Source organism: uncultured Ruminococcus sp., from assembly GCF_934476685.1.
Lineage (GTDB): Bacteria > Bacillota > Clostridia > Oscillospirales > Ruminococcaceae > Hominimerdicola.
In genome coordinates this window covers 286,271-307,602 of the sequence record NZ_CAKSNX010000002.1, presented here as the reverse complement: position 1 = coordinate 307,602, position 21,332 = coordinate 286,271, and the positions used below count along the sequence as shown (strand labels likewise).

Annotated in this window: 15 protein-coding genes; 1 reads left to right on the top strand and 14 read right to left on the bottom strand. The window is 37.8% G+C overall.

The window, feature by feature from the left end:
• Positions 1 to 12: 12 nt before the first annotated feature.
• The 9 genes from Q0E19_RS03880 to Q0E19_RS03840 all read right to left on the bottom strand — a co-directional run bounded on the left by Q0E19_RS03880 (position 13) and on the right by Q0E19_RS03840 (position 8,182).
• Positions 13 to 936, bottom strand: a complete 924-nt coding sequence (locus tag Q0E19_RS03880; RefSeq protein ID WP_294407654.1) for a glycyl-radical enzyme activating protein — start codon at positions 934 to 936, stop codon at positions 13 to 15.
• 17 nt (positions 937 to 953) lie between these two features.
• Complete coding sequence (locus tag Q0E19_RS03875) at positions 954 to 1,946, bottom strand: NAD(P)-dependent oxidoreductase (protein WP_294407653.1); 993 nt, start codon at positions 1,944 to 1,946, stop codon at positions 954 to 956.
• A 5-nt stretch (positions 1,947 to 1,951) separates the two neighbouring features.
• Positions 1,952 to 3,121, bottom strand: coding sequence for a pyridoxal phosphate-dependent aminotransferase (locus Q0E19_RS03870; protein ID WP_294407652.1), 1,170 nt, complete (start codon positions 3,119 to 3,121; stop codon positions 1,952 to 1,954).
• Positions 3,122 to 3,163: 42 nt separating this feature from the next.
• Entirely contained in the window at positions 3,164 to 3,871 is a 708-nt protein-coding gene (locus tag Q0E19_RS03865; protein WP_294407651.1) for an amino acid ABC transporter permease, read from the bottom strand.
• A gap of 18 nt (positions 3,872 to 3,889) precedes the next feature.
• The gene (locus Q0E19_RS03860; RefSeq protein ID WP_294407650.1) at positions 3,890 to 4,639 is read right to left on the bottom strand and encodes an amino acid ABC transporter permease; all 750 of its coding nucleotides are present in this window, start codon (positions 4,637 to 4,639) and stop codon (positions 3,890 to 3,892) included.
• A 74-nt stretch (positions 4,640 to 4,713) separates the two neighbouring features.
• Positions 4,714 to 5,568, bottom strand: a complete 855-nt coding sequence (locus Q0E19_RS03855; RefSeq protein WP_294407649.1) for a transporter substrate-binding domain-containing protein — start codon at positions 5,566 to 5,568, stop codon at positions 4,714 to 4,716.
• A gap of 37 nt (positions 5,569 to 5,605) precedes the next feature.
• The gene (locus Q0E19_RS03850) at positions 5,606 to 6,373 is read right to left on the bottom strand and encodes a glucose 1-dehydrogenase (protein WP_294407648.1); all 768 of its coding nucleotides are present in this window, start codon (positions 6,371 to 6,373) and stop codon (positions 5,606 to 5,608) included.
• A 15-nt stretch (positions 6,374 to 6,388) separates the two neighbouring features.
• Positions 6,389 to 7,186, bottom strand: coding sequence for an amino acid ABC transporter ATP-binding protein (locus Q0E19_RS03845; protein WP_294407789.1), 798 nt, complete (start codon positions 7,184 to 7,186; stop codon positions 6,389 to 6,391).
• 39 nt (positions 7,187 to 7,225) lie between these two features.
• Positions 7,226 to 8,182 (bottom strand): AEC family transporter, encoded by a 957-nt coding sequence (locus tag Q0E19_RS03840; protein WP_294407647.1) that lies wholly within the window; start codon positions 8,180 to 8,182, stop codon positions 7,226 to 7,228.
• Positions 8,183 to 8,582: 400 nt separating this feature from the next.
• On the opposite strand from Q0E19_RS03840, the gene Q0E19_RS03835 reads away from it, so the two are divergent.
• On the top strand, positions 8,583 to 9,254 hold the full coding sequence (locus Q0E19_RS03835; RefSeq protein WP_294407646.1) for a GntR family transcriptional regulator: 672 nt from the start codon (positions 8,583 to 8,585) through the stop codon (positions 9,252 to 9,254).
• 103 nt (positions 9,255 to 9,357) lie between these two features.
• Here Q0E19_RS03835 and Q0E19_RS03830 read toward each other — a convergent pair whose 3' ends face one another.
• The 5 genes from Q0E19_RS03830 to Q0E19_RS03810 all read right to left on the bottom strand — a co-directional run bounded on the left by Q0E19_RS03830 (position 9,358) and on the right by Q0E19_RS03810 (position 21,089).
• The gene (locus Q0E19_RS03830) at positions 9,358 to 12,225 is read right to left on the bottom strand and encodes an RICIN domain-containing protein (protein WP_294407645.1); all 2,868 of its coding nucleotides are present in this window, start codon (positions 12,223 to 12,225) and stop codon (positions 9,358 to 9,360) included.
• A 235-nt stretch (positions 12,226 to 12,460) separates the two neighbouring features.
• Positions 12,461 to 13,126, bottom strand: a complete 666-nt coding sequence (locus tag Q0E19_RS03825) for an ABC transporter ATP-binding protein (RefSeq protein ID WP_294407644.1) — start codon at positions 13,124 to 13,126, stop codon at positions 12,461 to 12,463.
• A 3-nt stretch (positions 13,127 to 13,129) separates the two neighbouring features.
• Positions 13,130 to 14,566, bottom strand: coding sequence for a hypothetical protein (locus Q0E19_RS03820; RefSeq protein WP_294407643.1), 1,437 nt, complete (start codon positions 14,564 to 14,566; stop codon positions 13,130 to 13,132).
• An 11-nt stretch (positions 14,567 to 14,577) separates the two neighbouring features.
• Complete coding sequence (locus tag Q0E19_RS03815) at positions 14,578 to 15,693, bottom strand: FtsX-like permease family protein (RefSeq protein ID WP_294407642.1); 1,116 nt, start codon at positions 15,691 to 15,693, stop codon at positions 14,578 to 14,580.
• Positions 15,694 to 16,106: 413 nt separating this feature from the next.
• Complete coding sequence (locus Q0E19_RS03810) at positions 16,107 to 21,089, bottom strand: DUF4011 domain-containing protein (protein WP_294407640.1); 4,983 nt, start codon at positions 21,087 to 21,089, stop codon at positions 16,107 to 16,109.
• Positions 21,090 to 21,332: the final 243 nt, after the last annotated feature.

Here is a 21,332-nt window from a genome sequence, read left to right as displayed (position 1 = left end):
TGATAATACCTCCTAAAATAATGATTCATAGAAACATTTTTTATTTCTCAATACTGAATTAGCCTTGTCCACAAGCCTGTTCATAAACTCTGCCGACGGCTTTTCTACATTATGAAGTTCATACTTCCTTCCCAGTGCGTCATATTTATTCTCGCCGAGATTATGATAGGCAAGGAGTTCATAGCCCTTTACCATATTAAGATCGTTCAACATTTCAGCTGTGGCAATGATATTGTCCTCACTGTCATTATAACCTGGGATAACAGGTGTTCGTATTACGATCTCTGTTGTTCCCATATCGTTTATGCCTTTGAGATTTTTCAATATCATTTCATTGCTCATACCTGTGAGCTTTTTATGTATCTCAGGATCCATATGCTTAACATCAAAATACATAAAATCTATATACTTCATAGCTTGCCTGAATTTTTCAATATCACCGCAGCCGCAGCTTTCCATTGCTGTTTTTATACCATTCTCTTTGCAAAGCTTAGCTATCTCTTTAAGAAATTCTGGCTGCATAAGGGGTTCGCCGCCAGAAAATGTAACTCCGCCGCCCGAACGGTTGAAAAATCCCTGATCCTTTTTTATCTCTTCAAAAAGTTCCTGAACGGTGATCTTCCTGCCCATAAGTGTTCTCGCTTCTGCAAAACAAACCTCGGCACATTTTCCGCAGCCATCGCACAAGCTGTAATTGATCTCATATCTTCCGCTGTCAGATCTGTAAATACATTTCTTTTCGCACACGTCAATACACATCATGCAGGAAACACATCTTGAATACATATTCATTATCTGCGGCGCAAAGCTCTGAGATTCAGGGTTTGCACACCATTTGCATCGCAGAGGACAGCCCTTGAAAAATACAAGCGTTCTTATTCCCGGTCCGTCATGAATAGAACATTTCTGGATATTGAAAATTGTTCCTGTTGGCATTGCTATTCACCTTCTCATTATGGTTTCTTTACATTATTAACTATCCTGTTCACCTTGTCATATTCCTTTTTCAGATAGAACACAAGATTTCTGCTGGATATCTCCTGAAGTCTTACCAGCGATTCGTTTGAATAAAAAGCTGCGTGAGGAGTTATTATTACATTATCCATACCTGCAAAAGGATTATTTTCAAGGTCGGGGTCTTCCGATTTGAACACATCAAGACCTGCTCCGCTTATCATATCATTTTTCAAAGCGGTAAGCAGTGCAGCTTCGTCAACGCAGCCTCCCCTTGCAACATTTATAAACAAAGGTCTTTTCTTTAGGCTACCGAAAAATCCACTGTTATAGAAGTTTACATTTTTCTCGGTCTGGAGCATATGATTTGAAATAACGTCTGCTTTTTCAAAAACATCTTCAAGTTCCGCAGGCTGCGCTCCAAGCTGAGTTATGATATCCTTATTTACATAGGGATCATATGCCATGATATTCATTCCGAATGCCTTTGCACGCTGTGCAACCGCTCTTCCTATCTTGCCAAAACCCATAACCGCAAGATTTTTTCCCTTTAGTGAGGGAAGATCGCTCACCGCCTTGTATTGCCAGAGCTTTTCGCTGTCTATAAGATGTATGTATCTTTTTATTCCTCTGTTTAGCGAAAGCAGCAGAGCCATGGTATGATCTGCGACCTCGTCTGTACAATACTCTCCGATAGCTGTTACGCCTATACCCTTGCTGTCTGCATATTCAAGATCAACAAAGTTATATCCAGAGGAATTAAAAGAGATACATTCAAGCTTTGGACAGCTGTCCATGATCTCCTTATCTATCATAACGAATGCAGTTTTGACAGCGGCACAATCGGACATTACTTCGATAAGCTTTTGCTTGTCGCCGTCATAAACATATTTGATTATCTCTGCATCGGGAAGACCTTCTTTTATGATCTTTTCTTCAAGAGTTGTATCCCTTTTTATAGTTTCGGGATAATCAGTAATCAGAATTTTCATTGAGCTCACCCTGCTTTAAGATCTTTTACAAACTTTTCAATACGGATCAGAGCCTTTTTGATATCGTCCTCGGAAATAACATAGGATAATCTAACATACCCTTCTCCTGCGCTGCCAAAGCCGTCGCCCGGGATAACTGCGACCTTTGCCTCTTTGATAAGTCTGACAGCAAACTCCTCTGAGCTAAGTCCTGTATCCTTGATATTTACGAACAGATAAAATGCACCCTGCGGGACACGGCAGCTTAGACCGTCTATGTTATTTATTCCGCTGCAAAGAAGATCTCTCCGCTTTTTATATACAGATATCATATGTTTTTTATCATCCTGCGGACCTGTGAGCGCTTCAAGAGCGCCGTACTGCAATGCGGTATTAACGCAGGCGACCATTCCCTCCTGCATTTTGGTCATCAATCTGATAAGCTCTTCATTTGCACAGACGATACCTATTCGCCAGCCTGTCATTGCATATGATTTTGAAAAGCTGTCTATGGTAATTGTACGTTCTGCCATGCCCTCAAAAGCGCCTATTGAATACGGCTTTACGTCATCATCATAAATAAAGTCACGGTACACCTCATCACTTATGACATACAGATCATACTTTTTTATCACCTCTGCCAGTTCGGACAAGGTTTGTTTGTCTATAACGCTGCCAAGCGGATTGGAAGGCGAATTCAAAAGCACCATTTTTGTTTTCGGTGTGATCGCAGATTCCAGCAGCTGAGGAGTGAGTATAAATCCGTTTTCTTCAGAAAGATCGACTGTGACCAGCTTTGCTCCGCACATTGCTGCCTGAGCTGCATAGTTTGAGAAATATGGTGAACCAATAATTATTTCGTCACCCTCCTCCAAAATCGCCTGCATAGTCATATATATTCCCTGCATAGCGCCTGCGGTTATCATAACATTTTCAGTTGTCAGAGCCAATCCTCTTTCTTCTGAGAACTTCTTTGCCGCAGCCTCTCTGAGTTCAAGCAGTCCTACGTTTGCACCATATCTGGTCGCTCCATGCTCCAGCTTATCAACTGCAGCTTTCACTATATTGGAAGGAGTATCAAAATCAGGTTCGCCGACTGCAAAACTTATGATATCCTTATCCTCCAAAACCATATTGAATATTTTTCTGATCTTTGACGCAGGCACAGCCTCCATTCGTTTTGAATATGGTTTCATATCCCGATCTTTCCTTTCAACAAAATTTTATTACTTATGTTATTATGCCGCTGACGGCAGGAACTTTGAAAGTTTCTTTTCCATTATCTTGAGAAGTTTTTCTACAACGATACAAAGTATCCAGTACAATGCAGCTGCAACTATATATGCCTCAAAGAACTGAAATGTTTCTGCCGCAACGCTTCTCGCCTCACCAAGCATTTCTGTTACCGCTACCATATACACCATACTTGTGGCTTTGAGCATTGCCATAAAGTAGTTGGACATATTCGGCAGTGAAATAATTGCTGCCTGCGGGATTATTACTGTTCTTAGTGTTGCAAATGCGCTCATGCCTATGGAAGCTCCTGCCTCCATTTGCTTTGCGTCTACCGCAGCAAATGATGTCATTACCACGTCACACATATAAGCTGAATAGTTGAGCGACAAGGCGATCACTGCGATAGCTGTAAACGGCGGATCTCTCAGATCAAAATTACAGAACGGGAGAAAATTCAGCTTTACCAATGCATACGGAAGTGATACATAGCAGAAAAACAGCTGTACGATCAGCGGCACACCCTTGATAAAGGAACATATGCCTATAATGATCTGCTTTAATACAGGTATATTTTTTGTCTGAACATATGCGAAAACACAGCCGAGAGCCAATGCCCAGAACATTGATATGATTGTCAGATACATTGTCATAGGTATTTTTTTCGCTATTGGAATAATGATGCTTAACGCAAAATCAAAATCAAATGTCATAACCGATCACCTCTGTATTTAAGCAGCCTGTGCTGCGATCTTTTTATTATTCTTTTTCTTATCAGCACCGATCATTTCAAAGCCCTTGCTGTTAGCCTTTGCTATAACAGTAAACACTATCTCAACAATGATATCTATTACCCAGTATATAACTGAGGCTGTAATATATATCCATGTTGAACCCAATCCGAAATGTACGGCGCAAAGTTCATGAGCTTTTCCCATAATATCTACAACACCTATTGAAAAAGCAAGAGCGGTGGATTTAAGTCCCTCTGTGGTAAGGTTTTTCATATTCGGCATCGCTATTCTCAGACACTGTGGAACGATAACGAACATAAAGTTTTGTACTGTTCCAAAGCCGATACTTTCGCCTGCCTCAAGCTGTCCCTTATCAATGGACAGATATGCGCTTCGCCATGCTTCACAGTAATAACAAGCCTGATTAAGTCCGAGCGCTATTATCGGAAAAACTATCGGGTTCCATAGGTTTGCATTCACATCGAAATTTTCCATTACTACCGGTATACCAAAGAACACCAAAAAGATCTGTACTGTCATCGGCGTACCTCTGAAGAATGAAACAATGAGCGAAACGATCGGGTAGAATATACCCTTTTTCTTTACTCTCACTATTGCAAAGGGCACGGAAAGCAAAAATGCCAGCGCTACAAAAATGATAAACATTTCAAGTGTAACAGGTATCTGTTCCACGATCTTTGGAAATGAATTTTTTATGATCTCAAAGCCTTCCTTCATAGATACCATTCCTTTCGTTTTTTATAAGCAGCAGGTGCGGCATATACCGCACCGTTCCGCTTATATGGAGATTATTATGACTATTATTCAAGACCAAGCTTTTCAGCAGCGGCAAATACATCTTCGCCGAGCCACTGTTCGCTGAGTTCAGACAGCTTTCCTTCTTCACGGAGCTGTGCGATCGCACCGTTGATATCCTCCTGAAGCTGCTTTTCGTCCTTATTGATGAGGTAAACTGAGTCACGTCCTGCAACGTAGTCAAGGACCTTCATCTTAAATCCAAGCTCGTCTTCAAGTGCATAGTAGGAAGAACCGCCGATGATAGTAGCGTCCCATCTGCCCTCGTTTGTTCCGATAAGTCTGTCGGAAATATCAACATACGATGATGTATCTGCAAGCTTGATGTCGATGTCAGGGTACTTTGCACAGAGATCCTGATAGATCGCATAAAGTCCGTCTGTCTTGGTGAATGGGCTGAGTGTCTTTCCGTCAAGATCTTCAACGCCATTGATATCGCTGTTTTCAGGAACGATCAGATTGCACAGGTAGTAGCAGATAGGATCGGATAAGAGGTATGTTTCTGCTCTGGCATCTGTTCTGAGGTATGAGCATGATGTCATCTGATATTTACCGTTCTGAGTGCCGACAAGACCTGTATCCTGATCGACCATAGAATATTCAAATTCATACTGCGGAAGAAGTTCATCTACCAGCTTGAGTGTTTCTGTATCGTAGCCTGTATAGTCACCGTTCTCATCGGCATATGTATAAGGCGGCTGACCGCTGCAAAGTGCGACCTGAATGGTTCTTACCTCTGTTCCGTCTGATGTCGTTTTTGTAGATGAGGATCCGTCTGAGTTTCCGCACGCTGTAAGCATACCTGTTCCCATTGAGAGTACGAGTGATAGTGAGATAAAGTTTCTGAGTTTGTTTTTCATTTTAAATTCCTCCATTACAAATAAGATCATATATTTTCTATACCGCAGTCCAGCCGCCGTCTACTGACAGCGTATGTCCTGTAATATACCTTGAAGCGTCTGACGCAAGAAAGATAACTGCGCCGTCAAGTTCTTCCATATTGCCCATTCTTCTCATAGGCGAACGTCTGCCGATCCAGTCAACAAAGGCTTCATCTTTCAAACATTCGGTCAGGATCTCTGTTGCAAAATATCCGGGTGCAATAGAGTTTACCGTGATATTGTACTTTGCCCATTCACTTCCCAGTGCTTTGGTAAGTCCGATAACTCCCGCCTTTGAAGCGTGATAGCTGACCTCAGTAGCATTTATGTTTGCAACCTTGCCGTACATTGATGATGTACTGATGATCTTGCCGTACTTGCGGCTTATCATATGCTTTCCGACTTCTCTTGTCATAAGGAAAACTGCTTTCAGGTTTACGTCCAGCACCTTGTCCCATGACTCGGTGTCATACTCTTCACAAGGTTTTTCAATACAAATTCCTGCATTGTTCACAAGAATATCGATCTTTCCGAAATCACTTATAACTGTGTCTACCACCTTTTTAATGTCATCTTCATCTGCAAGATCACAGGTGATCGGCACACATTTTACCCCATATTTCTCGATAACTTTTGCATTTTCAGCAAGTCTGTCAGCACGTCTTGCAACGATGACCACATCTGCTCCTTTTGAGGCAAGCGCCTTTGCATATTCAAATCCGATGCCTGATGATGCTCCTGTCACTATTGCGATCTTGCCGCTCAGATCAAAAATGTCCTTCATTTTTAAATTACCTCCTTAGAAATTGGTTGCAAATCTTTCTTCATAATTCCGCTGCGACTCTTCATCAATGCCGCTGTTCGGATTGGTTATTCTTGAAAGGAATGTTTTTGTTCTTTCCTCCTGAGGATTTACAAGAATCTCCTCCGGCGCTCCCTGTTCAACAATGTTGCCGCCCTCCATAAAGATAACTCTTGAAGCAACTTCCCTTGCAAATGCGATCTCATGTGTAACAACGATCATTGTAATACCTGTCTTTGCAACTGCCTTGATGATCTGGAGGATATCTCCTACCAGCTCAGGGTCAAGGGCTGATGTCGGTTCGTCAAGAAGTATAACGTCAGGGTTAAGGCTCAGCGCTCTGCAAATACCTACTCTCTGCTGCTGACCACCCGAAAGCTGTATCGGATAATCGTTGCACTTATCTTTCAGTCCCACATCGTCAAGCAGCTTTAAAGCATATTTCTTTGCTGTATCGGACGGTACTTTTCTTACCTTTACCATACCCATTGTGATGTTCTGAAGAATAGTCTTGTTTTTGAAGAGGTTGTAATTCTGGAACACCATTGCGGTATGTCTTCTGAGTTCGATAACTTCCCTCTTCTTATGCTTCTTACAGTCAACGCTGCATTCGTTGATCCTGATAGTTCCTTCATCGGCACTGTCAAGGAAGTTGATCGTCCTGAGCAGTGTGGTCTTACCTGAACCGGAAGGACCGAGGATAACGACTACCTCTCCTTTCTCAACGGAAAGGTCAACACCTTTAAGCACATGATTCTCTCCGAACGACTTATGTATGTTCTTAAGCTCAACTATTGTCTTGTTTTTCATAATACACACACTCCTCAATTTATGTTATTTGACTATTCCCTGACATATAAGTTTTATCAGCGGAAGTGTTGCTAAAGATACTAATGTTGAAATTGTAAATATCTGCGATGAATACATATAATCTTTTTTGTATTTCATTGCTAAGATAAATCCTGTTACTGCGGTGGGACAAGCCGTTGCAATAATGACTATATTTTTCAGCTGTGCTGAGCAAGGGATAAACGTAAAGACCAGCATAACTGTCAGCGGTACTATTAGAAGTTTTGCTGCACAGGTCTTATAGATCTTTCTGTTTTTACAAGCCTGTCTGAAATCGGTGGAATAAACTGTAACGCCTGATATTATCATTGCTAGCGGGGTATTCATTTCTGCGACGTAACCAACTGTGGTATATATCACCTTTGGAAAACTCAGTCTGCAAACGAAAAGGATTATTCCTATGAGCGTTGCTATAAGCGTCGGGGAAAGCAAGATGTTTTTAAGATCTTCTTTTTTTATCTTGCCGCAGACAGTTGCAACACCGTGAGTCCATACCATAAGGTTAAAAGCTGTAAGATAACCTGTGAGGTAAAATACTCCGTCTGATCCATACAGACCATTGATAAGCGGTATTCCCATAAATCCACAATTTGAATACACTATCGAAAACTTTTCGATGCTCGTATCGGCTTCATCAGTTTTTGCAAATAATGCAGATACTATAATAGCAAGAACGTAAGACAAAACCGATAATCCAAATGTCACAGCCAATCCATGCAGTTTGTTCATATCAAATTTTATCTGATATGCCTGCAATATCATTGCGGGGTTTACTATATTAATAACAAACCCCGAAAGCTTATCGTTCGCTTCATCAGATATTATATTGAAATGTCTGCACAAAAAACCGATCATTATCAGCAGAGCCATAACCGCCACTTGATCGAGTATTACCATCGGCATCACCTTTACTGCGCTTTCTTTCTGCAAAAAAAATAGCAAAGGCGAAATGCTCTTCAGCATAGCTCCCTTGCTATTTGCAGATATCTTATTGTTTTTCTGTGGTAGTACCACGTCTTATCTTGTCTATAAGTATACACGATAATGTTCAAGTTGTCAATCGTAACATTTAACAAACATAAGTGTCTTATTTACACGGTACATCAACAATTTGTACAGTAAGCAGCTCAGCAAAGTCAATATTTGTGGTACTACCACAAATCAGGCGTCTTATGTTATATATGCCTTAAACACTAGATATTTTCTTGTTTTAGCATAAATATATACAAAAAGCGGTAGTACCAGATGTGCATATCTACAAAATGATCTTTCACTTACCTTTAAATTCTTGACATTATCCTTTTATTGTTATATCATAAAGTAAGGATTGGAGGGATTTAAAATGAGTCAATCATTATACCGACAGATCGCACAGCAGATAGAAGATAAAATAAAGGCTGGCGAACTTAATATTTACGACAAACTGCCTTCTGAAAGATATATGTCTGCCAACTACGGCGTAAGCAGAAATGTAATAAGAGAATCATTGAAATTACTGAATGAAAAGGGCATAGTTGAGATCAGAAAGGGACAAGGCTGTTATATCACCAAACCCGGAAAAGAAGAAATAACAGAACGTGTCAAAGACGCTATTATATATAATGATTTCAGTTTGAATGAGATACTTGATGTCAGAAAGTCCCTTGAACTGAGTTCATGTGAAAATATAGTAAAAAACTGCACTTTGGAGAACATACAGAATTTAAAAAAATACTATTCAGCTATGAGCAAAAGCTTTTCCGACAGTATGGAATATGCAAGAAATGACTTTTTGTTTCATCTTGAGCTTATAAACTGCTCCAAAAACAGGCTGTCAAAGCTTCTTGTGAATGCGATCAATGATGTGTCAGATGAGGAATTATATAAGATCAAAAGGACGCACAGCTCGCTCAACATTTCTCAGCGGCATCACAAAGAGATGATAAAGGCTATTGAAAAAAGTGATGTTCAAAAGCTCTACGAAGTAATGACAAAGCATTTTGAGGCACTTGGCAATGATATAAAGGGACTTTGAGTTTCACACTATTTAAAATATATTCTTAACGGCAAACAGCCCCGACTTATACGATATATACAAGTCGGGGCTGTTGATCTTTTAGGTTTTGAAATAAGTAAACTTAAGCTACTGTGTAAGTTTTAGTAACTGTACCTGCGAGGTTGCCCTTGCCTGTGAGTGTTACCTTGACGGTCTTTTTGTCAGATGATGTAACGTACTTTACAGTATAATTGCCGTTATAGATAGTGTTTGAACCTATCTTTACGGCTACGTTCGGCTGATATTTGTTAGCTGAATTTTTGGTAAGGCTTATAGTGCAGTTAGCGATATTTCTAGGATTGATCTTGAATGTCTTAGTAACTGTACCCTTGAGATTTTTCTTACCTGTGAGGGTAATTGTTGCTGTGCCTGCGGAGAGGTTATTGCTGTATGCAACAGTATAGTTGCCGTTATACATTTCTGTGCCGTTGCAATATACCTTTACGGACGGCTTGATTCTTGTACCGTTGAAGCTGTAAATGTCAGAATCAAGCATGACATCACAGTTATTTATAGAACGTTGAATTATATCATATGTTTTAGTCACACTGCCCGTGTACTTACCAATACCAATAATAGTAACGGTAGCTGTGCCAACAGAGAGGTTATTTGAATATACAGCCTTATAGTCTGTTCCGATTTTTAATGTTTCCGCACCGTTTTTAACAGTGACAACAGGTTTTATTCTTGTGCCACGGAAAAATTGTGACGTTGATGTTAAAGCTATATCACACAACTCCATATTTATTCCAGTTGCAGGAATATTTTCAGTTTCAAGAACAGTTTTGCAAACTGTACATTCCTTATGCTTGGAACCTGCTGTTACTTCTGTTGCAGGTTTATCAATTATCCAATCAGATGATTTATGACCCGTTGCAGATATCTTAGTTTGTGCTTTAATAACTGCACCACAAACAGAGCAATGTGAACCTTCTGTTTTGCCGTCTGTTGTGCAAGTTGCTGTCACAGCTTTGTCGATCACAGCTTTATGCCCAGTTTTATCAATGCTTTGTGTTTCTGTCTTTCCACAAACACTGCAAGTTCTTTTCTGTGATCCAGTTTCTGTGCAAGTAGCAGATTTTGTAATAGACCAAGAACCAAACGTATGTCCTGCAACAACCTTTATTTGTGCGTTTGCTGTTAATCCGTTAGTTGTTTTTGCTGTAATTGTGACTGTTCCTGCCTTTTTACCAGTTACAGTGCCACCATTTACTGTTGCAATAGAAGAATCACTAGTAGACCACACAATTGTTTTATTTGTTGAATTTGTCGGTGAAATTGTTGCTGTTAATGACTTTGTTGTTCCAACTTCTATAGTTGCAGAATTAGAGTTTAAATTGACTTTTGATGGGAGTATATAACTATCAAGTTTGTATATAGCAAATTTTTGTGAATCACTATAATTTAAATCACAAACCTGTACTTTATCACCTGCAGTGATATTACCATTTACATCAAGCACAATGTTTACACTCTTGGGTTTGAAGTAATACTCTCCGGACCATCTTCCGAAAATATACCATTTTTGCGTATTTGACCCACTATATTTTTTTGATTGAGCCAATCCACCATTGGGACTGCAGGAATCCAAATAACTTCCATCAGCACAGTTCTTTATAAGATACGAACCATCACTTTGTCTGTCAAAAAACCATATCTGTCTTGCCGAAGCATTTTCACTTTTCTGCACAGATATTGAACCATCTACATTAGTAACATTAAGCCAGTTCTTGTATATAAGTAATGAAGCGTAAAAATCATCACCTATATCCAAATACTTTCCATCTGTAATAGTAAATTTAATAATATTTGTACTCATACTGCATTCATAGCTATTTCTGCTGTCAACATAAGCTTCATAATAGCCAGAAGGCAAATTTACAAGGCAACTTGTTCCTTTTTCACCCCAAAGGATCTTATACGCTTCACCCTTTTGAGCTGTGCCTTTCCATATCTTAACATCATATTCGTCGGTATTTGCTGTTTTTAACCAAGAAATTTGTGTAGGAGTATAGTTTGTTCCTACAGCAACAGATACAGTTGTATTGCCCGGAACAGGATTGCCTTTTTCGATGGTAAACTTAACAGTATTACTGCAGGTGTATCCTGCATCATTACACGAATCAACATATGCCTCATATGTTCCTTCTGGAAGAACCACACTCCAACTCGTTCCTGCAGTAGTATTTTCTTTAAAGCAAGTGCCATTTTTCCATATTTTAATTGAGTATACATTTGTATTACTTGAACTTGTCCAATTGAATATTGTACTTTTATATGATGTACCAGTTTTAACACTTATTGTTGATTTTCCGGGAAGTGGTTTACTATTCGATTTAATGAATTGGAAGTCAGAAAATTGCAATTTGTGAGTAGACTTACACGAACTTTCCGTTTGCCAAGTATAACCATTTGCATACGTATATCTGTTTGAAGATTTATAAGAATCTAAAATGAGAAACTTTCCAGTTGAACTATCATAGTCGACAATAGCCATAAGATGACCTGGCGCACTTCCTATTGCTACGTCACCTGCTTGAAGATGGTTTCTTAATGTTGAATATGAACTTGAAGAACCATTATACGTAATCCCATATGTTCCACCACATGAATTTGCAAAAGCTTTATATAATCCTAAACTTGTACCTACACCATTGACTCTGTATCCATTTTTTACAGACCAATCTGCTAAAAATGTTGGCTCAATAAAAGAACCATTTAAATAATAAACTGCATTTACATATGATAAAATTCCACAACCTCCAGTACTAATCGTAGCATGTTGCGTACATGCGGTATCACTATATCCATAATAGTGTCCAGCCCATCTACTATCAGTTTGTGAAAATACTGTTATTGCTGCATTAGTAACAATACTCAATGGCATTGTTACTGTCAAACTGAAAACAATTAGTAAACTTGTAAACAGACTTACTATTCGTTTTTTCATTCTAATACCTCCTAAAAATACTTATATTATAATTTTACAACAAATATTTATTTTGTCAATACTTCTCAATGGATAAATTTTCTGTGTAATTTTGTCGAAATGTGACATATGTTTCAAAATACAAACTAATTAACTGACTACAATTAAATACTATAAGCATAAATAAAAATTCACCTTGACGAACTATAACAAATCCGCTGTCAGCAGAAAATGCCGACAGCGGATAGTTTCTATTTTAATTTATGATTTTTCCGTCTGAAATTTCAATGATCCTATTGCATTGCTGAGCAACTTTCAGATCATGTGTAACTATTATTATCGTACTCCCCTGCTTGTTCAGCTCTTTAAATAAGTTCAAGATCTCCTCAGAAGTTTTGTTGTCAAGCGCTCCTGTGGGTTCGTCAGCTAAAATTATCGCAGGCTCGTTGACGATAGCCCTTGCTATGGCAACACGCTGTTTTTGTCCGCCTGAAAGTTTATTGCATGGCTTTTTTGCAAGCTCCGCAATGCCTGCTGCTCTTAGCGCAGACAGAGCTTTTTCCTTTTTATTTTTCACTTTTTTCTTTGAAAAATCCAATGGTATCATTACATTTTCTATTACAGTAAAATCATCTATCAATGCAAAATCCTGCATTACCATACCTAGTTTTTCATTTCTGATCTTTGCATACTGATTTTCTGAAAGGTCTTTCACAAGTGTTCCGTCAAGGGTATATTCACCACTCTGATAGCTGTCTATACACGCCAGTATATGCAGCAAAGTGGATTTGCCTGCACCTGATTTGCCTATAACAGCGACCATTTCACCGTCCTTTATCTCCGCAGAAACTCCATGCAGAGCCTCGAATTCATTAGGCTTTTTGATGTTATATATCTTTACGATGTTTTTTAATGTTATCATTTGTTACTCCTTTTGCAGCAATTCCTTTGGATCGGTTTTTCTTAGTGTAAAATATGGTATCACCGCAGCTAAAATTATAGTAATGACAATAAAGATAATTACAAAAGCAAACGATCTGGTGTTGAAACTGATATATGTACTAAATGGTTCTTTCAGCTGATCGTATGGTATTCCTAAAGAATCAGATACCTCTTTTGCCTCTTTACAGTCAGCTGAATATCTTATTGAGCCTGATATTATCCTTTCTGCCGCAAACAATATCAAAGCCACCGCCGTCATACATATATTTCCGAGATTTGATATAAGCAAACTTTTACGCCAAGGCATACCATTTATATAATATACTGCATATGTTTTGATATCCTGAATATAACTTAACGCTGTAACTCCTATTACGCCTATCAAACAGATAACAGCTGCCATAATGATAAAAACTATATCATTTTGCATATTTTTAAGTTCTTCAGCGTATGTGTTGTCATAACAATTTTTCATAGACATAGAATAATAATTGTTATCAGAAAGATATTTAAGATATTCTTTGTACTGTGCATCTGTAATGTCATTATCGAGTGTTATTATATGAGGTTTATCGTTAAGTTCAATATCTTTCAGCAGTACATTATCCGCATCGTATAAACCAATAACACCTGTATAACTGTTAGGTGAAATATAATCGTCAAGGGTTTCACTTACTCCGTCTGCCGCACCATTGTTTTCGCAGCAGCTTTCAAGATTTAAAAAGCCGTCATTCTTTACGATGCCAACTACCGTTCCAACGATTCCGTCGCCGTAATTCAGGTTATATATACCGTTTTCCGCTGTATATGTTACTGTTTGATAATTCATTTTTACTTTATCGCCTATACTATATCCAAAGCCTTCAAATGCGATCAGCTGAAGTTCGCCGCTATCTGTATCAGGATCAAACCATTTTCCTGAAATCACTTTCATATTGCTGACAGCTGCATAATCATCTGACATAAGCAGCAATGGCATATCTGTATCACGCAGCACGATATTTGTTTCTGAGATAAAACAGTCTGAAGTTATATACGAAAGATTAGAAATACTTTTTTGCTTTGTTTTCAAGGCTTCTATTTCATGATCTGATTTTTCCATAGCTTCTGCACGCTTTTTACGATATTCGTCTTCGTCTGATATTTCTCCGTTATTGTAAGCGTCCAGCAGAGGTGTTACATATTTATCAGTTATCTTTTGACTTTGTTCTTCTATGTAATGCTCATACTCCACGGTGTTAGCGACATAATAGGAATTTTCCCCGCAGAACGGTTTCGCAATATTTGTTTTTGTAAAATAACCATCTATTCTCTCGAAAATATTTACACACAAAAGTATAGCTATGGTATACATTAAAATTATAATAAAGGTGATGATCGGACGGCGTTTAAGATGAATAATACTTTTTTTCAAATACATCTTATACCCCCCTATCGTATGCTTTTAAAGATTTCAACAGTATTCTTTTTTATGTAATAAACTGCCACAGGACAAACTGTTATCATAAAAATTATCAGCATGGACAAAGCTGACGCAACATAGTGCTTTAATGACAGACCTAAAGCAAAAGCTATATCCCTTTCACTTATTACAGGATAAATACAGAACTGGAAGAGCAATACTGCCGCTAAAAAAGCCGAAATAATTATCATCATAAACTCCGCAATGAAAACCGCCAGTATAGTACTGTTCTTCACTCCGGACAATTTGTATACATATATTATTTTCAGCTTTCTTTTAAGAACGTATATATACAGATACGCTACATTAACAGACGCTATGATACCCATACAAAGCATTGCTGTATTTTCGCTGTCAAACACACCTGCTTTGTCGTCTGCTTTTTTGCTCAGTTCTGATTGTACTTTAAATTCAGGAAAGCTGTCGGAGATGTCATTTACAAAGGCTTCAAGCATAGCATATGTCATATTTGAAGACGCTGTCTTAAATGTAATATACGAAACCGGTATATTGTTTTTTTCCACTGTACTCAAAGGGACATAACCGCACGTTGGACTGCTTTCGTTCATAATGCCCACCACATTAAGTTCTGTACTGCCGCAAAACACCTCTGATATTTCCGAATAATTCATTCCGCTCAGTACACAAACGGGTGAACTTTCTTTCAGTTCGTCATTACTGAACCATTTTCCACTATACATTATATTTGTGTTCAGCAAATCAGCAAAATAATTATTGTTATCAGACAGATCACATATAAGATATGAGTATTCATCAAAATCCTCATTGCCTGTTACTGATATATTTGCATATACATATTTTATAAAATCATTATTGCTGCAGTAAGCAGCCAGCCGTTCTGAAATTTCAGGTGAAAGTGTTATATCTGTATCTTTTGACATAACTATTTCCGACAAGTCAGTTTCGGCTGTGCTGGTTATTGCATTATAATAATCTATCCTTACAAAAGTGTAAACAAATGTAATAACTGAGGTAATCATGCCTATGACCAAAATCACAAAAGCGATATTATTAGTTTTTATAAAAACTTTTAAGTTACGCAATGCATTACCGCAAATATTCATTACTTTTCTCCTTATTGTCAGTGTTTAAGATCTGTGCTGATTTTCATTGACTAATAAATCCAATATATCACGCTTAAATTAGTCAAAATCAGCATTAATTATAATAACATATTGTTCCATTAATGTCAAGGATAATTTTATAAAAGTGTAATATTTTATCTATTGCTGTTAAATTTTAAGATTTTATAACAATACAAGATCTGAAAATAGCTATGATCGTGTCTTGTATTTGCAAATATATTAACAACGTGATAAGTTAATTTTTCTACAATATATTAAGCAACTTTTATAATTGAGCTTAAAACTCATAGTGAAATATGATCATAAATATATTCAGCTAAACAACAAAAACTGACTCCACTTAAATTGCGAAGCCAGTTCGTTATTATATTATAGTTTCATTGTTAATTTTTCTATTTTCCCGATTTCGTATCTTGCAAAAGTTTCACTTCGTCCCCATTTACTTCAACCTTTTGCTTTCTGACAAGCGTGTATATTGCAGTGATAAACTTTTCTCTGATTATCCTTCCCACACGATGCCAATCATATCCCAAATTTGCTGCATCTCTGATAAGGTTATCAATTTGCCTGCTTCCATAACCATCTTCCAGGATCTTCAGCAAAGTAACCTCATACTCATAACTTGGAATTTCCTGCGGTTTACATCCGGCATAGGCAGAACGATAATTTTTCTTCTGCTCGATCTGTATTTCCGTTTCGGTTTTCTCTGTTATATCAATATATTCTGTTTTTATGTCCTTTTCAGGGGGAATATTCATAGTTGGTTCGCTGTAATTCATTATTGAAATATTGATCGCATCGATCAAACGTTTTTTCTCTGAAACAGCATCTTTGATCCAATCCGTTGACCATATACGATAAATTTTCCACCCCATATTTTCAAGTACTGTTTGTCTGAGGCGGTCACGTTCACGGGCGGTTCTTGCAGAATGGTATGCCGCACCGTCACATTCAATACCGATAGCAAATCTGCCCTCGTAATTTGGATGATATACTGCCAAATCAATACGATATCCCGAACATCCGACCTGTGTCGCAACTTTAAATCCCTGCGATGTCAGGAAGTTATAGACCGATTCTTCAAAAGGAGAATCAAACCAAACATTCTCTTCGACCTGCAATTCGGATTTGAGAACACTTTCACCATGTATAGCAAAATCAATATAATCTCTTAAAAGGCTTGGACCAACGGCTGATATCCTGTCTGTTTTTATATCCGACGGCAGGATAGAACCAACAAGCTTTAGATTATATCTTGCTCTTGTTACGGCAACATTAAGTCTGCGTTCTCCGCCCTCACGGCTTAATGGTCCGAAATTCATAAGGAATTTACCATTCTGATCTTTTCCATATCCTATGCTGAAAATGATCGTATCACGTTCATCGCCCTGTACAGATTCAAGATTTCTGATAAACAAAGGCTCATCACGATTATCCCTAAAATATTCTTCAAATTCCGGATGTTCCCGTCTAAGCTTCAGAACCTCGTTTTCTATTATGGTCTGCTGCTTTGCACCGAACGCAATAATACCGATACTTCTTTTCGGATGATCAGTGAAATGCTCGACCAAAAGACTGCATATCTTTTCAGCTTCCTTTAAGTTTCCGCCTTTTCCGCCTCTTTCATAAACACCGTCCGATAAGTATATATATTCAACACCCAGATCAGGAGCTTTCTTTATTGCAGACGGAAAAGTGATAAGACTTTTCTGATATATCTTATAGTTTGAAAATGCGATAAGATGTTCATGCTTACTTCTGTAATGCCATAACAGCGTTTGTGACGGCAAAATTGCTGCTTCGTCCAAAAGTGATTCATAAGCACCGGCATCGTTGATCCCTTCGTCATCATCATATAATTCGTCAGGACCTAACGCTGATGAACTGAAGAAATCTGTCGGCGGAAGCTGTTTGCTATCACCGGCTATTATGACCTGTTTAGCTCTGAATATAGAGCAGACAGCTTCTTCGGTACGGACCTGTGAAGCCTCGTCAAAAATAACTGTGTCAAAGCCAAAATCTGCATTGCCAAAATATGTACTTACCGACAAAGGCGACATCATCATACAGGGTTTTAGTGCAGGTAATAACGAAGGAATAGCTGCTATCAGCTTTCTTATCGGCATAAGACGGCTTCTTTTGTTAAGTTCACGTTTCAATATTGCAGCTTCGTCACCGGCACCAGAAAAATTAAGATTAGGCAGCCGCTCAATAAGCTGACCTTTCAATATGACCTGTGAAATTTTAAGATGTGTAATATCGAGTTCTTTAAATTCTTTGATTTTTTCTTCTTGTCTGTCATGACGGAACATATTGATCTGATCAAAACGTGGTATCACATTATCAAGCCACGATCTGTAAAAACACTTTTCATAGCACGGAAGTATTTCAGAACTGTCAAGCTCCATATCCTCAATAATATCAATGAACTGTGAAAGTCCATGCTTTTCTATGACCTGTACAGCATTATTATGATCAATAAGATTTTCAAGTTTATTGAAATTATCACGACAATCAGCAACAGCCTGTGCAAGCTTTTCGACAGGAAGTTCAGTAAAGGTCTTCTGACGTTCTTCATCAAACTGACTCATGAAAAAGGCTGTCATATCATTAAACTCATGATTCCATACTGAAACTTTTTCAAGCATTTTTTCAACTGATCTAAGATGTTCGGGAACAGCGGCAGCTGTCATTTTCATAAAGCTTTCAGAGGCATTGTGAGCTTTAGCTGCTGATAAAAAGGCATCGATCCACTCCAACTTGTTCGCAATATCTTTTATATCACTGTTTTCAGTTATTGTATCATTAAGGGTTTCGGATAATGCTGCAAATGATATTGAAATATTATCTGATACTTGCTTTAAATGATCTTCATAATGTGATATCAACTGCTGTGTTTTTGTCACAAACAGATCATATGATCCCTTATACTTCTGTTTGGATAGTGGATATTCATTATTGAGATCATGTATAGTATCATTTAGTTCTTTAAGCTTATTCTGCAATTCATCGAGCTGTTCGGATATTTTACGGACAATCTTATCCTGATCTTCAAGTTCAGATCTCTTCTGCTGTGCGTCAGATATCTTTTCCAGCAATTCAACTATCATCTTATATTTTGAACGTTCATTTGTTCTGGAATAGCTTCTTAACAATTCGCAGTCTTTGCGATACTGCGAATTAAAAGATCTCAGCAATGATCTATAATTATCGTTAAATCTCACCTTAAGTAATGAAATATCAAGATCAAGTATTTCTTCTTTATAAGATACTGTTACAAGTTCATCTGCGTTCTTGCTTTTATTTCTGAATTCATCAAGAATAATATTCTGACGTGCTTTATCGTCTGTGAGATCGCTGATATTTTTTTCAATTTCTGCTTTTTCATTTTTTTCAGCTCTCAGCTTGTCAAGGATATCTTTATAATGCTGCATGGAATAAACAACATCAGATTTATTATACGATACTATACTCTCTTCTTCATTAGATAACAAAGAAGATAAATTTGTATAATCATCGTTAAACTGTTTAAGAACGATATCAAGCTCGCTGTCATTATCTGACATTATATACTCAAACATTTTTGAACCGCCGAAAGTAAGCTTGTTTATGATATTACGAACACTTGGCAGTGATTCTTCACTATTATTCCTTTGTCTGATATCCGCCTCGATCTGATAGAGCCTTTTCTTTGTTGCATTAACATCGATAGAAAGCCAACTATAAGGTACATTTGGTGACTTTAAAGCTAACTTCAGGATATTCTCAAATTCTTTTCCTCCCTTATAGTTAAGATCATCGTATCCGTTACTGATAAATATACTGACATCATTAAGCATTTCTGCACCATTAATTAAATATGGCAACAGCTTTTCAGAATATGCAAAAAACTTCTGACGAAAAAGATGATTCACATCCTTAACATTACTGCCAAGCCATGGATTATCGTGCTGATATCCGCTTTTTGCAACGATCCTTATATACTCGCTTAACGCCGCTCTGTTTACTGCCAGATCAGAAGACGACATTTCTCCTGCGTTTTTCTGCACAAAATCAATATCAGGATAATCATCGAACTTCGATATATATCCATTGACCTTAAATATAGTTTCACCAAGAGGTTCTACTTCTGTGTGAAGCTGTGCAACATACTTATTTAAACTTTCCCGCACTATTTTCAGTGATTCAAGCTTCTCAAAAGCTTCATTTTTGAATTTGACTTTACTTTCTGACAGCTTAACGGATACGGCTAACTGTTCCATTATCTCTTTTCTCTTAGCATCAGGGTTATGAAGAGTCAGACAAAAGTCACCCAATCCCGATGAAACTAACCTTCTGTAAACAACATCAAGCGCAGCCATTTTTTCTGAAACAAAAAGCACTTTCTTTCCCTGACCTAACAATTCCGCAATGATATTTGTTATGGTCTGGCTTTTTCCTGTTCCCGGAGGTCCTTGCAGAACAAAGCTTGCCCCTGACTTTGCAAGCGTTATAGCATCCTGCTGACTTGAATCTGCATCAACGACCGAATAAACTGTGCGTGGTTCTTCTGCGTCATGATCTATTGAACCAACATCCACAAATTCATTATGATCAAGCTGATTTGTTTCTCCATTTAAAGTTCGTATTATCGGATGCGATCTTATAATGTCCTTATGAATGGCAATATCATGATACATTGCCATTTTCAAATAACTCAGCATAGTCAGCTGTACAGAATTACGATCTACTGTCCAGCCCAAAGGTCTGCATTCATGTTCTACTTTATCAAAATAAGTTTGCAGATCATCATTTTCATCAAATACCGGAATATTTATGTTGAATTCACTAAGTAACTTCTGCTGGAGAGGAGTGTTTCCAATAGGCTCCTCATCGGTTTTTGATATAAAAAAAGGATCAGCAATACTCTCCTGCGTGATAGACACAGGAACAAGAACAAGCGGTGAACGCAGCTGCTGACCGGTCTGACCATTGTCTTTCCAATCTAAAAAGCCAAATGCAAGATAAAGGGCATTCATACCCTTGTTGTCCATAAATTCTCTTGATTTTCTTTTCATAGCCAAAAGGGTTTTACAGGTATCTGTTACTGATTGATCTGTTTTATATCCGTTAATAAACGTGGTATTTTGGGCGAGCCTTTCTTCATCATCTTCATTGCCTTCAACATAAGTATTCAGGTCAACAGGAAATTCTATACCTTTTTCAACGTTCAGAACAGTATCCCATAATTCTTGGATCTCAGGTATCTCTATCATTATACTGGAACGTGAAACACGTTTGCCTGTTTTAGGCAGAGGGCAATTTATCATTCTGTTTCGTTTTCCGAGGTCGAGCAGTTTATTTTCCCAATATTCTACTTTTGTTTCTATTTTCAAAAAGAATCACCGACTTTTACATGAAATTGTTAAATGCAAGTATATTATATCATATTTTGTTTTTTTATTCAATAGATAAGAACAACAAAGTAGATCATTGCCACTGTCTATTTCACCGATCAGCAAGCTTATGCTATTGATCGAATTATGATATCGCTAAAGTCCACAAAGAATATCCATTTGCATTGTTAATGATTTTGGGTATAAAAAGTAAGCGCTTGCCATTTTGACAAACGCTTTTTA

What these genes read in the sequence shown, in the direction of transcription:
- Q0E19_RS03880 (WP_294407654.1), bottom strand. Translation starts at nt 936, where the DNA reads ATGCCAACAGGAACAATTTTCAATATCCAGAAATGTTCTATTCATGAC.
- Q0E19_RS03875 (WP_294407653.1), bottom strand. Translation starts at nt 1,946, where the DNA reads ATGAAAATTCTGATTACTGATTATCCCGAAACTATAAAAAGGGATACA.
- Q0E19_RS03870 (WP_294407652.1), bottom strand. Translation starts at nt 3,121, where the DNA reads ATGAAACCATATTCAAAACGAATGGAGGCTGTGCCTGCGTCAAAGATC.
- Q0E19_RS03865 (WP_294407651.1), bottom strand. Translation starts at nt 3,871, where the DNA reads ATGACATTTGATTTTGATTTTGCGTTAAGCATCATTATTCCAATAGCG.
- Q0E19_RS03860 (WP_294407650.1), bottom strand. Translation starts at nt 4,639, where the DNA reads ATGGTATCTATGAAGGAAGGCTTTGAGATCATAAAAAATTCATTTCCA.
- Q0E19_RS03855 (WP_294407649.1), bottom strand. Translation starts at nt 5,568, where the DNA reads ATGAAAAACAAACTCAGAAACTTTATCTCACTATCACTCGTACTCTCA.
- Q0E19_RS03850 (WP_294407648.1), bottom strand. Translation starts at nt 6,373, where the DNA reads ATGAAGGACATTTTTGATCTGAGCGGCAAGATCGCAATAGTGACAGGA.
- Q0E19_RS03835 (WP_294407646.1), top strand. Translation starts at nt 8,583, where the DNA reads ATGAGTCAATCATTATACCGACAGATCGCACAGCAGATAGAAGATAAA.
- Q0E19_RS03830 (WP_294407645.1), bottom strand. Translation starts at nt 12,225, where the DNA reads ATGAAAAAACGAATAGTAAGTCTGTTTACAAGTTTACTAATTGTTTTC.
- Q0E19_RS03825 (WP_294407644.1), bottom strand. Translation starts at nt 13,126, where the DNA reads ATGATAACATTAAAAAACATCGTAAAGATATATAACATCAAAAAGCCT.
- Q0E19_RS03820 (WP_294407643.1), bottom strand. Translation starts at nt 14,566, where the DNA reads ATGTATTTGAAAAAAAGTATTATTCATCTTAAACGCCGTCCGATCATC.
- Q0E19_RS03815 (WP_294407642.1), bottom strand. Translation starts at nt 15,693, where the DNA reads ATGAATATTTGCGGTAATGCATTGCGTAACTTAAAAGTTTTTATAAAA.